Raw genomic sequence first — 14,122 nt, 5'->3', positions numbered from 1 at the left:
TATCAAATCATAGTATAATACGATAGAAAAAGTCTATTTTTGCGATCAATTAAAATATAGAATGAAAATTAATCCCAATATTCTTGTTGTCGTTTTATTCTTTCTGACCTTCCTGGTGCATTTTTCCCTTTGGAAATTTGTTTTTCACCTGGATGAGATAGTGATCATTAAATTTTACCTTTTTCTAAGTGTCATGTTTATGATGATGATCACTCTTATTATCTTAATCAATAGAGTAGCACCGGAATTTTTAGGATTGTCTGTTATTGGTTTGATCCTTTTAAAATTCGGTTTAATGTACTTAATCAGAAAAAAACTGAACTTTGAAGTGATTCCAGGCTACAAATTCCATTTTATCATGCCTTATTTTGTCCTGACAGCACTGCTTACGTACTATGCAATCAAGCTGATTAATCATGATAAAAAACAGTAAAATTATTTATTGAAACTAGAAAAATTATCATATTTTTGCACAACGAAAAAAACCTATCAATGTTTAAGAAATTCGCAGTTTTATTCTACAGTATTTTTGTATTAAACTTAGTGTCTGCACAGCACGGAGAGGCTGCTGCTGGGGCAGCTCCTGCTCAAGAGCTTTCAGAGAAAGACAAAGTAAGCAAAGAAAACAAAGAGTTCATCGATCATCACTTGTTGGATGCACATGATTTCACATTGATGGTTGATAAAGAAGGTCACCACATCGGTTTTCCTCTTCCTGTTATTATTTATGATAACGGTTTCCACTCTTTTATGAGTAACAAAGAAGGGTTCATGCACGGGGAACCAACTGAAGTAGACGGTTCTTTTTATGTATTGCACCATGAGAAAATCTATAAGACTGATGCTGCTGGAACTTTAACACTTGGTGAAGACGGTCATCCTACCAATGTAAAGCCTTTAGATCTTTCTATTACAAAAAGTGTATTGATTATTTTATTAGTGTCAATCTTTATGTTTGTATTATTTGTTGGAATGGCTAAATCTTATAAGAAGTCAGTAGTTCCTACAGGAGCAGCAAGATTCTTAGAGCCACTAATTATCTTTGTAAGAGACGAAGTTGCTATTCCTAATATCGGACACAAGTATAAGAGATTCATGGGTTATTTGTTAACAGTGTTCTTCTTTATTCTTTTCCTTAACGTTCTTGGATTAATGCCTTTCGGAATCAATGTTACAGGTAATATTACAATGACATTCTTCTTAGCTATCCTTACGTATCTGATTACAACATTCTCAGCGAACAAAGATTACTGGAAACATATCTTCTGGATGCCAGGAGTGCCAGTTCCAATGAAACTGATCATGCTTCCAATCGAATTATTAGGAACAATCACTAAACCATTCGCTTTGATGATCCGACTTTTCGCCAACATGACTGCAGGACACATCGTAGTAATGAGTTTGATCGGGCTGATCTATGTATTTAAGAATTTTATCGCAGGTGTTGCATTCCCTTTCCTTACATTGGTAATTTATTTACTTGAAGTATTGGTAGCATTCCTACAGGCTTATATCTTTACAATGTTATCAGCACTGTTTATCGGAATGGCAGTAGAAGAGCACGAGCACGAACATCATGCAGCTCACTAATTGAAATTATAAATTAAAGTAAAACAAATTTTTTAAAATTATATATTATGGAAATCCCTAAAATTGTAGGTGCTGGTATCGTAGTACTAGGTGTAGGTATCGGTCTTGGTAAAATCGGAGCTGCTGCTCTTGAAGCTATCGCTAGACAACCTGAGCAATCTGGAAAAATCCAAACAGCTATGCTTATCGCAGCTGCACTTGTAGAAGGTGTTGCGTTTGCTGCTCTATTCGCAGTAAACTAATTAAATTCAAACCATTATCTGTGACGGTTGGTTACAGATAATGGTTCTTTAAAAAAAAGTAATAATTATTTATACATTTATATAATGGAATTAATTCATCAGTTTTCATCAGGACTATTTATTATCCAGTCTGTTATTTTTCTAGCACTATTATTTTTGTTAGGTAAATTCGCTTGGAAGCCTATTTTAAATTCTATCAATGACAGAGAAACATCTATTGTTGACGCTCTTAATCAAGCTAAATTAGCTAGAAAAGAAATGGAAACTTTAAAAGAGGATAACGAAAGAATCATTCGTGAAGCTAAAATCGAAAGAGACGCGATCCTTAAAGAAGCCAGAGAAATTAAAGACAGAATCGTAGGGGAAGCTAAAGATGCTGCTAAAGCTGAAGGAGACAAAATGATCGAAGCTGCTAAACAGACTATCAACGCTGAGAAAAATGCTGCAATGGCAGACATCAAAACTCAGATTGGTACTTTATCTGTAAACATTGCCGAGTCTATCTTGAAGCAAAAGCTAGATAACAGCGAAGCTCAAAACGAATTAGTTCAAAATTATTTAAACAAATCAAACCTTAACTAAGAATGCTTACATCTAAAGTAGCTAAAAGATACGCACAAGGTTTACTTGACTTCACCAACGAAGCTGGGCAAACGGCTACTGTATTTTCAGAAATGAAAGATGTAGTAAAGGTAATGGCTGAATCTAAAGATTTAAACAGATTTTTCCTTACTCCTTACATCGATTCTAAAAAGAAAATAGAAGTAGCAAACGAAATATTCAAAGGTTTATCTGTTTCTTCTCAAAACCTGATCAGATTGGTTATTAAGCACGGACGTGAAAGCCAATTGAAAAATATTGCTCAGGAATTTATCAACAAAGTAGAAGACCTTAGTGGTGTACAAAGAGTAACGCTTACTACAGCAACTCCGCTTTCAAAAGAGAACCTTGACCAGATTTTAAGATCTACAAATCTTGTAAATGCTGATTCAAACTTTGATCTGAAAGTAAATGTGAAGCCTGAAATTCTTGGAGGATATATTCTGAGAGTAGGTGACCAGCAGGTAGATGCGTCTGTGAAGACAAAATTGAACCAAGTTAAAAAAGATTTCCAATTAAATTAAGAAAAACAACCATACAATGGCAGAAATAAATCCGGCAGAAGTATCTGCGATCTTAAAACAGCAATTGGCCAACTTCGATACTCAATCCAACGTTGAGGAAGTAGGTACAGTTTTAACCATCGGTGATGGTATTGCTCGTGTATACGGGTTAGAAAACGTACAATACGGAGAGTTGGTGAAATTTTCTAGTGATGTAGAAGGTATTGTACTTAACCTTGAAGAAGACAACGTGGGGGTTGCTCTACTTGGTGAAAGTAAATTAGTAAAAGAAGGTGATACAGTAAGAAGAACAAACAGAATCTCTTCTATCAAAGTAGGAGAAGGTATGTTAGGAAGAGTAGTAGATACTCTTGGTAACCCAATCGATGGTAAAGGTCCTATTACTGGGGATTTATACGAAATGCCATTGGAAAGAAAGGCTCCTGGAGTTATCTTCAGACAGCCGGTAACTGAGCCTTTACAGTCTGGTATCGTGGCAATTGATGCGATGATCCCTGTAGGAAGAGGACAAAGAGAGCTTATCATTGGTGACAGACAAACAGGTAAAACTACTGTTGCTATTGATACGATCATCAACCAAAAAGAATTCTTTGATGCTGGTCAGCCAGTATATTGTATATATGTTGCTATCGGTCAGAAAGCTTCTACTGTAGCACAAATCGTTAAAACGCTTTCTGATAAAGGAGCTTTAGCGTATACGGTAATCGTTGCAGCTAACGCATCAGATCCGGTTCCAATGCAGGTATATTCTGCAATGGCAGGAGCTTCTATCGGTGAGTTCTTCAGAGACACTGGTAGACCGGCGCTTATCGTTTATGATGATTTATCTAAACAAGCTGTTGCTTACCGTGAGCTTTCTCTACTATTGAGAAGACCACCGGGCCGTGAAGCTTACCCTGGAGACGTTTTCTACCTTCACTCAAGACTATTGGAAAGAGCTGCAAAAGTAATCGCTGATGACGAAATTGCTAAGCAAATGAACGATTTGCCAGAGTCTCTTAAACCAATCGTAAAAGGTGGTGGTTCATTAACAGCCCTTCCGATTATCGAAACTCAGGCTGGTGACGTTTCTGCGTATATCCCTACAAACGTAATCTCTATTACAGACGGACAGATCTTCCTGGAGTCTGATCTATTCAACTCAGGGGTTCGTCCTGCAATCAACGTAGGTATCTCTGTATCAAGGGTAGGAGGTAACGCTCAGATCAAATCAATGAAAAAGGTATCTGGTACATTGAAGCTTGACCAGGCTCAATATAAAGAATTGGAAGCATTTGCTAAATTCGGTTCTGACCTTGATGCTTCTACTTTAGCAGTAATCTCTAAAGGAGAAAGAAACGTAGAAATCCTTAAGCAGCCGGTAAACGCACCACTTCCAGTAGAAAGTCAGGTAGCTATCGTATATGCCGGAACAGAAAACTTAATGAGAAACGTTCCATTGAACAAGATTAAAGAATTCCAACACGAATACATCGAGTTCCTTAGATCTAAGCACCCGGATACAATGGCTGCTATCAAGGCTGGAAAAATCGATAACGATATTACAGGTGTTCTTAAGCAGGCAGCTAACGATTTAGCTTCTAAATACAACTAAAAAATTCAATGTTTAAGGTTTGAAATATAGCGTTTTAAACCTTAAACTTTAGACCTTAAACTTTGAACCCAAATTAATGGCAAACTTAAAAGAAATACGAGGCAGAATTACGTCAATTTCATCTACGATGCAGATTACACGTGCTATGAAGATGGTTTCCGCAGCGAAACTTAAAAAAGCACAGGATGCAATCGTGATGTTAAGACCTTATTCTGAAAAATTACAGGAGCTTATCCAGAATGTAAATTCTAGCTCTGATCCTGATCAGATTTCTGTATATGCTCAGAAAAGAGAGGTTAAAAGAGTACTATTCATCGCTGTTACTTCAAACAGAGGTCTTGCGGGAGCTTTTAACTCTTCTATCGTAAAAGAGCTTAACCTTCAGTTTCAGAACAACGCTCAGTACGAGATTGAAGTTCTTCCTGTAGGTAAAAAAGTATATGATGCTGTAAGAAAAAGCCGTACGGTATATACTAATGGAAGCACTGTATATGATAATCTGAACTTTGATGCAGTTGCTCATATCACTGAAGGGGTAATGACGAGTTTCAGAGAAGGTAAATTTGACGAAGTGTATGTTATCTATAACAAATTCGTTAATGCTGCTACTCAGGAAGTAACTACAGAACAGCTTCTTCCTATCTCAATGCCGGAAAATACTGAGCCGCAGGTTGAAACGGATTATATCTTTGAACCTAACAGAGCTGAAATCCTGGATAATTTGATTCCAAAGTCTATCAAAACTCAGGTTTTCAAAGCGATCTTAGATTCAGTAGCATCTGAGCATGGAGCGAGAATGACTGCAATGCACAAAGCAACAGACAATGCTCAGGCTTTAAAGAACGATCTTGTGATCTTCTACAACAAAGCAAGACAGGCTGCAATTACCAACGAAATCCTGGAAATTGTTTCCGGAGCAGAAGCTTTGAAAAATTCATAAAGAATTATTTTACTATACCCATAAAAGCACCGAAACTATCGGTGCTTTTATGTTTGTGGAAGGCTGAAACTGCTATTTACTACTTAAAAATATCGTTTCTGTTGAAAAATGAGTCGTTGTTCCAATTATTTTTTTTATTTGAAAATAGCGGTATTTTATAGTGTCATTTTTTCTTCCGAAAATTCCTTCATCGAAATAATCTATCCCGGATTCAGGTTATTTTTATTTTACATATCTTTGTAGCTAATAAAATATATATTATCTCTAAATGGACTCGGACATAGTCAGGCTTTTGCTGGCCTTATTTCTTGTTTTACTCAATGGCTTCTTCGTAGCCGCAGAATTTTCAATTGTTAAAGTTCGTTACTCTCAAATTCAGCTAAAAGCTGCAGAAGGAAACTCTATGGCTAAGCAGGCAGAACATATCATCAAGCATCTTGATGAATATCTTTCCGCTACACAATTAGGAATTACATTGGCTTCCCTTGCCCTTGGTTGGGTAGGAGAAAGTGCTTTGCACCACGTGGTTGAAAGCCTCTTTCATTCGTTTAATATAGACCTGACACAAACAACAATTACCACCATTTCAGTGGTAACCAGTTTTGTATTAATTACCATCATGCACATTGTGTTTGGTGAGCTTATACCAAAATCAATCGCTATCAGAAAATCTGAATCAACGACAATGGCAACAGCGGTTCCGTTGAGAGTTTTCTATACGATTTTTAAACCGTTTATCTGGTTGATGAATTCCATGTCAAATGGTTTCTTAAGACTGGTGAAAATTCACCCGGCTTCGGAACAGGAAATTCACTCTACAGAAGAACTTCAGCTTCTGGTAAAGCAAAGTGCAGACAGCGGAGAGATAGAAGAAGAGAACTATGAGATCATCAAAAATGCATTTGATTTTACAGATCATTCTGCAAAACAGATCATGGTTCCAAGGCAGAATATTACCTCTATTGATTTTGAAGAAGATATCAATGATATTATCAACAAAATTATGGACAGCGGATACTCGCGTATTCCTGTATATATTGATTCTATTGATAATGTGATCGGAATTTTCTACACAAAAGAAATTATAAGAGAATTTGTGAAGAGAAAAGGAGATCTTGATCATGAAGATCTTAAAGACTTAATGCGTGATGCCTTCTTTGTGGTGGAAAGCAAAAAAGTTTCAGACTTACTGAAGACTTTCCAGCTTAAAAAACAGCACATCGCCATTGTTATTGATGAATTTGGTGGAACTGAAGGAATTATTACACTGGAAGATATTCTGGAAGAACTGGTAGGAGAAATTCAGGATGAAGAAGACGATGAAGAAAAAATCGTTGATAAAATAGCGGATAATACCTATTGGGTACAGGCTACACAGCCTTTGGAGGAAATCAATGAATTCCTTCCCAGAAAACTTCCTCTTTCCGAAGAAAGCGAGTACAACTCACTGGCCGGATTTATTCTTTATGAGCTCGAAGAAATCCCTGAAGAAAACCAGGAGTTTGATCTTGCAGACTATCACTTTAAAATTCTGAAAATGAATAACAAGAGTGTTGAACTTGTAGAACTTGTTTATCAGGAACCTAATGCGATTGATAATCTGGCAGACAAAATAGGAGAAGTTTAAAAGAATAAAAATGAATTTTTATAACAGCATAAAAGATTACGAAAATCCAAAACGTCAGTATGAAGAAGAAGTACTTGTTCTGGATGATACGGATGAAGTTTATAAACTGGTACTGCATAACGATGATATCCATACATTTGATTATGTGATAGACTGTCTGATCGAAATATGCAAGCATACCCTGGAACAGGCAGAGCAATGCACGATCCTTGTTCATTACAAAGGCAAATGTACCGTAAAAACAGGCTCAATGGATGTTTTGAAGCCTATGCATGAAAAATTAATTTCGCGCGAATTAACAAGCGAAATCGTATAAAATAAAAAACCGGCAAATGAATTGTCGGTTTTTTTTATTAAATCCCAAAAAGAAAGTTGAGTAATCCCAATAAATCATAAAGACCTGTCAGTTTTCAGAATGTATTTTAATCTTTAAATCCTTTAATCTTTTAATTTCTCAATACTCTTACATTGTCACATTTTATCTAAAATAGTATATTTGTACCAACTATAAAGAAACAAAAAAACAATGCTTGTAATAGGAATTGCCGGTGGTACAGGATCCGGCAAAACTACAGTTGTTGATAAGATACTTCAGCAGCTTGATATTGAGGGAATGAATATCCTCTCTCAGGATAATTATTATCACGACAACCAAGGTCTTACATTGACGGAAAGAGAAGCTCTTAACTATGACCATCCAAAATCAATAGACTTTGACTTACTGATAAAACATGTAAAAGCTTTAAAAAACAATGAGCCGATTGAACAGCCGATTTACAGCTTTGTTACACATTCCAGAACAGGAGATCATGTCACTGTAGAACCTAAAAACGTATTGGTAGTAGAAGGAATTCTTGTTTTGACCAACAAAGAATTACTGAAAGAATTTGATCTGAAGGTATTTGTTCATGCAGATTCTGACGAAAGACTGATCAGGAGGATCAGGAGAGACACCCAGGAAAGGGGAAGAGATCTGAGCGAAGTATTGCACCGTTATCAGACCACATTGAAACCAATGCACCAGGAATTCATCGAGCCGTCTAAAAATGAGGCCGATCTTATTATACCTAATATGAAACAGAATTCCGTAGCCATTGATTTTTTAACTACTGTTATTAAAAACTCGTTGAAAAAACATTAAAAAATGGAAGAAAACAACCTTATCAAAGACATTCAGCCGAAATCTGAAACATTCAAACTTATCCAGAAATATGTTTTGAACAAGTATACCATTACGATCTGTCTGTTTTTGGTATGGATGATTTTTTTCGATAAAACTTCATTTCTTGTCATTAATGAACTGAATGGTGAGATTCATAAGTATGAAGAGCAGCTGGACTACTATAAGAAAGAGTACGAAAAAAATGATGCTTTTTATAAAAAACTGATGAACAACAAGTCAGAAAAAGAAAAATACGCAAGAGAAAATTATTTTATGAAAAAACCGAATGAAGAAATTTTCATTCTGGTGGTAGACAGCACAAAAGTGGCTAAAAAATAATAAAAGTTGAATAGAATTTCGTTGATGATGAAATGAATTTTTAGTTTTAAATTTCACTTACAAAGCAAAATTCACCATTAACAATTCACAAATAAAAAACTAATGTCAAATACAGATATACTTTCAAACTGGGAAAACCTGGTCAAAAAACAACTTAAAACAGAGGATATTTATCCTGTTTTAGAAAAACAGAATCTGGAAGGAATAGAAGTGAAGCCTTTTTACACTGAAGTTCAGAAGCCTTTGGTAAACCTGCCAAGAGTTGAAGAAAGTACCCATCTGGTTGCAAGATACCACGAAAGTCTGGAAGAAGAAGTATTTGCATTTATGCTGGATCAGAATGTAGAAAATCTGGATCAGAAAACCATTTTTGTGAATAATAAAGATCTTGCAGGGCACATCAGTCCTAAAGAAGAAGACCAGTATTTTTCACTGATTGATGTTTTTAATGAAAAAGAAGGAAGTATTGATGATCAGCTGGTAAAAGAATTACTTTCAAAAGATTTTAAAAGAAATATCTGCGTAGATATTTCACTGCATCAGAATGCCGGAGCTGCCATCTATCAACAGCTTGCAATTGCCCTTGCAAAGGCTAAGGAGTTAGCAGAAGTTTATGGAGCTGAAATTTTAAATAAACTGATTTTCAGAATAGCTGTTGGAGGAAGTTATTTCTTTGAAATGGCTAAGCTGAGAGCTTTTAAGATTATTTTCAACCAGCTTTCAAAAGAATACGGACTGGATGAAGTTCCTTACATCTTTGCTGAAACTTCGTTACGAAATAAAGCCGTTTCAGATAATGAAAATAACCTGATCCGTTCTACGTTGGAGCTTGCTTCTGCCATGATTGGCGGAGCAGACGCTGTTTTCTCAAACAATTATCTTGTAGACAGAAGTACGGATAACTCGGAAGAAATTTCTTTCAAACAACAGATAGTTCTGGCGTATGAAAGTATCATCAATGTATTTGAAGATGCTTCTAACGGAAGTTATTATATTGAAGATATCACCCGGCAGTTCGCAGAAAAAGCATGGACTTTATTTGTTGAGATTGAAGAAGCTGGCGGATATCTTGAGCTGTTGAAACAGGGAGTTATTCAGAAAAAAATCTATGATCATGCGATTGAAGAGCAGCAATGGATTGAAGAAGGGAAAATAAAGCTGATCGGAGTAAATTTATATCCTAAATTAGAAGTTAAAAAGTCTGTTGCTGAGCTTTACAACGAAAAAGAAATAAAAGCAGTACGCTGGGCTGAAATGTTTGAGTAATGAAAGAAAAACTGATAGATTTATTTGAATATACCCATCATTTTAACGCTGAGATGATTAAAGTTATTTCTGAAAACAGAGAGCTTATTAACGATAAAACGATCAGTTTGATAAATCATACCCTTAATGCACAACAGATCTGGAATGCCCGGATATTAGGAGAGGAAACCTTTGAAGTATGGCAGATCAATCCCTTTGAATCCCTGGAGGAGATTAATCATAAGAATTTTCTTAAAAGTATTGACATTATCAGTAATCTTGATTTGGATAAAAGAATAGAATATCAGAATTCAAGAGGGACAAAGTTTGAAAACACTATTTTTGAAATGCTTTTTCATGCCGTCAATCACTCCACGTATCACAGAGGACAAATCAATTCTTTGCTTAAGCAAAACGGTATAACTCCGGTAGCGGCTGATTATATTTTTTATAAGAGATAATTTGATCATTTCTAACAAGATTTTGTGTAGATTTATGAAACACAAAATGCAAATGTTATGAAAGAAAATGAGATAAGTTTTTATATCAGAAAATCTATATTTTCTGTTTATAATGAACTTGGACCAGGTTTATTGGAAAAAGTTTATGAGAAGGTTCTGGCTTGCGAATTGGAAAATAATGGTTTAAAAGTGAAGACTCAGGTTCCGATGAAGGTTAAATTTAGGGATATTATTATTGATTCTGGTTTTGTTGCCGATATAATTGTTGAAGATAAAATTATTATAGAAATAAAAGCCGTAACGGAAATAGCAAATATTCATCATCAACAGTTGTTAACCTATTTAAAGTTAACAGGATTGAAATTAGGAATTTTGGTAAACTTTAATACTGATTTTATCAGTAAAAGTATTTTTCGGAAAGTAAGAGGGAATTTAGACTAATATTCCAAAATGGACCACAGATGGCACAGATTTTCACAGATGATTGCACATATTTTTTTTAACTTTTAATGATTATGGGTATTCTGTTACGTAAAATGAAACATTAAGCATCTATGGAGATTTTTTTATGCGGTTAAGAATGAATAAATTCAAATATTTAAAATTACTTAAATAAATAAAACATAAACATCTGTGAAAATCCGTGTCATCTGTGGTTAAATTAATAAATAAGGAAATCCAAAACTACATCAGTGCAAATCTGAAAACAGATTTACATACATTATTATTGAAAAAATCCCCTTTTCCGGAGGTTTCCATGCAGGAAATCGTACAGCAGATCAAAGGAAAACAGGTGGCAGAAAGGAAATTTCCGTTTCTCCTGAAAGAAGGCATTCTTTTTCCGCCACAGCTTAATCTGGAACAGTCATCATCAGAAAAAACAGCGCTTTATAAATCTGAAACTCTGAAAGGAAAGAAATTCATTGATCTTACAAGCGGTTTTGGTATTGATGCTTATTATCTCTCCCAAAATTTTGACGATATCACTTTGGTAGAACAAAATACCGTGCTTTTAAATATTGTTGAAAATAACTGGAACATCCTGGGCCGTAAGGCAAAATTTGTCAACAGAAAACTCGAAGATTTTCTGGATGAAAATCAGGAATATTTCGATGTTGTTTATCTTGATCCGGCAAGGAGAGACCAGCAAAAGAACAAAGTTTTTCTTTTAGAAGACCTGTCACCTGATATTCTTGAAATTCAGGAAAAATTACGGGCTATTTCCGGTCAGGTAGTTATTAAACTGTCGCCTCTTATTGATCTTAAATATCTTGTCTCTGTGCTGCCCGGTATTGCAAGAATTGATGTTATTGCCCTCAAAAATGATGTCAAAGAAGTTGTAATCTTTTTATCCGGCGAAAATACGGATGGCATTATCTGCAACTGTGTGAACCTTGAAAGCGGAGAAGAGACTTTTACGTTCAGATTTGGGGAAGAAGAAACTGCGGAATCGGAATATTCTGAACCGGAAAAATACATTTATATTCCCAATCATTCTATTTTGAAGGCGGGAGCTTTTAATTTGATTTCCCTGAAATTCGGATTGAAAAAACTTCATCCCAACAGCCATCTTTACACTTCTACTGAAAAGATTGAAAATTTTCCGGGAAGGATTTTGGAAATGGAATCTGTTGATTCTAAAAGTATTAAAAAGAAAGGACAGTTTAATATCATTGCAAAAAACTACCCTTTAAAACCTGAAGAAATCAAAAAGAAATACGGTTTAAAAGACGGAGGAGATCAGTATCTTATTTTTACCCAATCCAAAAAAGGGAAAATAATATTAAAATCAGTATAAAAATGTTGCCGAAAAAAGCAGGATTTCTTACTTTTGGGCAATCAAAAATTGAAGCATGTAATCGCTTGCTGTTTGGAGGGTCAGAATAGATTGAAAATAGCACGGTTCCATATTACCTTTAAAAAAAATAATTTTACATATGAAAAAATTAGTTATCTGTTTAGCGATTGCAACTGTAGCGGTAAGCTGTAAAAAAGTTCCGCAAGGAGGAAACAAAGCTACTTTGAAACTTGAAGAAGGAGTAGAAAGATATTCTGACGCTCCTCAGGGAGAAGCTCACGGACATGAAGCTGCTGCTGAGCATAAAGAAGAAGCTCCTGCAAAACCTGAAGAAGCTGCTGCTCCAAAAACAGACAGTACTGCTGCTGCAAAACCTGCTGAAGCTGATAAAGCTCCAAAAGCTGAACACTAATTAGAAGTACAAAATATATAAGTGCCCTGTTTCTGCAGGGCATTTTTTTATTAAAAAGAGGGCTATGGGGTTCATTAGCATGAGATTGGGAAAATCCTTTCTTTTTGTTTGTCCCTGCCGGGCATTTTTTTTAATTTTAACAAAATAAATTTTTACAATGCAAGAGACATTAAATTACATCAACGAAAACAAACAACGTTTCGTGGATGAATTATTTGAGTTATTGAGAATTCCTTCTATTTCTGCGGATCCGGCGTATAAAGATGACGTTTTGAAATGTGCAGATGTAGTGGCGGCACACCTTAAAAATGCTGGAGCTGACAATGTTGAAGTTTGCCAGACAAAGGGATATCCAATTGTTTTCGGGGAGAAAATTTTAGATAAAAGCTTACCTACAGTATTGGTATACGGACACTACGATGTTCAGCCGGCAGATCCGCTGGAATTATGGACAAAGCCACCTTTTGAGCCTTATATTGAAAAAACTGAATTACACCCTGAAGGAGCTATCTTCGCAAGAGGTTCCGCTGATGATAAAGGACAGTTCTTCATGCATCTGAAGGCTTTTGAAGCTATGATGAAAACCAATGCTCTTCCTTGCAATGTTAAATTTATCTTAGAAGGTGAAGAAGAAGTGGGTTCTGTAAGCTTGGGAGACTGGGTAAACGAGAACAAGGAGAAATTAGCTTGTGATTGTATCTTAATTTCCGATACCCATATTTACAGCAATGAACAACCTACTGTAACAACAGGATTAAGAGGTTTAAGCTATGTAGAAGTAGAAGTGGAAGGTCCAAACAGAGATTTACACTCAGGTCTTTATGGTGGAGCGGTTCCAAATCCTATCCATGTCCTTTCAAGAATGATCGCTAATCTGATTGATGAAAACGGTCATATCACTATTGATGGGTTCTACGACAATGTAGAAACTGTTTCAGATGCTGAAAGAGCTGAAATGAACAAATTGAAAGATAATCCTGAAGAATTCAAGAAATCAATCGGATTAAGCAATATCGAAGGTGAAAAAGGATATACTACTCTAGAAAGAACTTCTATCCGTCCTACTTTAGACTGTAACGGAATCTGGGGTGGTTACACAGGAGAAGGAGCTAAAACTGTAATTCCTTCAAAAGCTTTTGCTAAAATTTCAATGCGTTTGGTTCCTTACCAGACCCCTCAGGAAATCACGGAAAAGTTCACGAAATATTTTGAAAAAATCGCTCCGGATACGGTAAAAGTAAAAGTAACTCCTCACCACGGAGGAATGCCTTACGTTTTACCAACCAATACAAAAGAATTTGCTGCTGCAAAACAGGCAATGGAATCTGCGTTTGGAAAAGAGGTGCTTCCATACAGAGGAGGAGGAAGTATTCCGATTACAGCCATGTTTGAGCAGGTTTTAGGAGCTAAATCTGTATTGATGGGATTCGGATTGGATTCTGATGCGATCCACTCTCCTAACGAGCATTATGGGCTGTTCAATTTCTATAAAGGGATTGAAAGTATTCCATTGTTCTTTGAGAATTATTCAAAGTAATTGATTAATAATACCTGTCTCTTTTTCCCATTTGTTGGTGGGGGGTTTTGT

General features: G+C 35.7%; 17 protein-coding genes. All 17 read left to right on the top strand.

The genetic code is table 11. From position 1 onward, the window contains the following. Nucleotides 1–61 precede the first annotated feature (61 nt). Nucleotides 62–433, top strand: a complete 372-nt coding sequence (locus LIV57_RS22565; RefSeq protein ID WP_041461471.1) for a hypothetical protein — start codon at nucleotides 62–64, stop codon at nucleotides 431–433. 59 nt (nucleotides 434–492) lie between these two features. Then, nucleotides 493–1,590 (top strand): F0F1 ATP synthase subunit A, encoded by a 1,098-nt coding sequence (atpB, locus tag LIV57_RS22560; protein WP_110010270.1) that lies wholly within the window; start codon nucleotides 493–495, stop codon nucleotides 1,588–1,590. 47 nt (nucleotides 1,591–1,637) lie between these two features. Then, on the top strand, nucleotides 1,638–1,832 hold the full coding sequence (gene atpE / locus LIV57_RS22555) for an ATP synthase F0 subunit C (RefSeq protein WP_002979108.1): 195 nt from the start codon (nucleotides 1,638–1,640) through the stop codon (nucleotides 1,830–1,832). An 84-nt stretch (nucleotides 1,833–1,916) separates the two neighbouring features. Then, nucleotides 1,917–2,414, top strand: a complete 498-nt coding sequence (locus LIV57_RS22550) for a F0F1 ATP synthase subunit B (RefSeq protein ID WP_047429825.1) — start codon at nucleotides 1,917–1,919, stop codon at nucleotides 2,412–2,414. Nucleotides 2,415–2,416: 2 nt separating this feature from the next. Next, nucleotides 2,417–2,956: an ATP synthase F1 subunit delta gene (gene atpH / locus LIV57_RS22545; RefSeq protein WP_227944407.1), complete on the top strand. Its 540-nt coding sequence runs from the start codon at nucleotides 2,417–2,419 to the stop codon at nucleotides 2,954–2,956. Nucleotides 2,957–2,972: 16 nt separating this feature from the next. Further along, the gene (atpA, locus tag LIV57_RS22540; RefSeq protein ID WP_227944406.1) at nucleotides 2,973–4,550 is read left to right on the top strand and encodes a F0F1 ATP synthase subunit alpha; all 1,578 of its coding nucleotides are present in this window, start codon (nucleotides 2,973–2,975) and stop codon (nucleotides 4,548–4,550) included. A gap of 76 nt (nucleotides 4,551–4,626) precedes the next feature. After that, nucleotides 4,627–5,490 carry an ATP synthase F1 subunit gamma gene (gene atpG / locus LIV57_RS22535; protein ID WP_227944405.1) on the top strand — a complete coding sequence of 288 codons (864 nt, stop codon included), beginning with the start codon at nucleotides 4,627–4,629 and terminating at the stop codon, nucleotides 5,488–5,490. A 268-nt stretch (nucleotides 5,491–5,758) separates the two neighbouring features. Then, nucleotides 5,759–7,117: a hemolysin family protein gene (locus LIV57_RS22530; protein ID WP_227944404.1), complete on the top strand. Its 1,359-nt coding sequence runs from the start codon at nucleotides 5,759–5,761 to the stop codon at nucleotides 7,115–7,117. Nucleotides 7,118–7,127: 10 nt separating this feature from the next. Next, nucleotides 7,128–7,433: an ATP-dependent Clp protease adaptor ClpS gene (locus LIV57_RS22525; protein ID WP_099049883.1), complete on the top strand. Its 306-nt coding sequence runs from the start codon at nucleotides 7,128–7,130 to the stop codon at nucleotides 7,431–7,433. A gap of 210 nt (nucleotides 7,434–7,643) precedes the next feature. After that, nucleotides 7,644–8,258, top strand: coding sequence for a uridine kinase (gene udk, locus LIV57_RS22520; RefSeq protein ID WP_002979122.1), 615 nt, complete (start codon nucleotides 7,644–7,646; stop codon nucleotides 8,256–8,258). A gap of 3 nt (nucleotides 8,259–8,261) precedes the next feature. Continuing rightward, nucleotides 8,262–8,618, top strand: coding sequence for an FtsB family cell division protein (locus LIV57_RS22515; protein WP_002979124.1), 357 nt, complete (start codon nucleotides 8,262–8,264; stop codon nucleotides 8,616–8,618). A gap of 102 nt (nucleotides 8,619–8,720) precedes the next feature. Beyond that, complete coding sequence (locus LIV57_RS22510; RefSeq protein ID WP_227944403.1) at nucleotides 8,721–9,884, top strand: methylmalonyl-CoA mutase family protein; 1,164 nt, start codon at nucleotides 8,721–8,723, stop codon at nucleotides 9,882–9,884. Next, complete coding sequence (locus LIV57_RS22505; protein ID WP_227944402.1) at nucleotides 9,884–10,324, top strand: DinB family protein; 441 nt, start codon at nucleotides 9,884–9,886, stop codon at nucleotides 10,322–10,324. The genes LIV57_RS22510 and LIV57_RS22505 overlap by 1 nt, the downstream gene beginning before the upstream one ends. A 57-nt stretch (nucleotides 10,325–10,381) precedes the next feature. Continuing rightward, nucleotides 10,382–10,765 (top strand): GxxExxY protein, encoded by a 384-nt coding sequence (locus LIV57_RS22500; RefSeq protein WP_227944401.1) that lies wholly within the window; start codon nucleotides 10,382–10,384, stop codon nucleotides 10,763–10,765. A 211-nt stretch (nucleotides 10,766–10,976) separates the two neighbouring features. Continuing rightward, complete coding sequence (locus tag LIV57_RS22495) at nucleotides 10,977–12,122, top strand: class I SAM-dependent methyltransferase (protein ID WP_227944400.1); 1,146 nt, start codon at nucleotides 10,977–10,979, stop codon at nucleotides 12,120–12,122. 139 nt (nucleotides 12,123–12,261) lie between these two features. Further along, nucleotides 12,262–12,534, top strand: coding sequence for a hypothetical protein (locus LIV57_RS22490; protein ID WP_227944399.1), 273 nt, complete (start codon nucleotides 12,262–12,264; stop codon nucleotides 12,532–12,534). Nucleotides 12,535–12,691: 157 nt separating this feature from the next. Further along, the gene (locus tag LIV57_RS22485; protein ID WP_227944398.1) at nucleotides 12,692–14,071 is read left to right on the top strand and encodes a dipeptidase; all 1,380 of its coding nucleotides are present in this window, start codon (nucleotides 12,692–12,694) and stop codon (nucleotides 14,069–14,071) included. The last annotated feature ends 51 nt before the right edge of the window (nucleotides 14,072–14,122 follow it).

Source organism: Chryseobacterium sp. X308 (assembly GCF_020733145.1).
GTDB classification, from domain to species: Bacteria; Bacteroidota; Bacteroidia; order Flavobacteriales; family Weeksellaceae; genus Chryseobacterium; species Chryseobacterium cupriresistens.
Note: the sequence above shows the minus strand (reverse complement) of the source record. Positions and strands in the feature narration are given on the sequence as shown.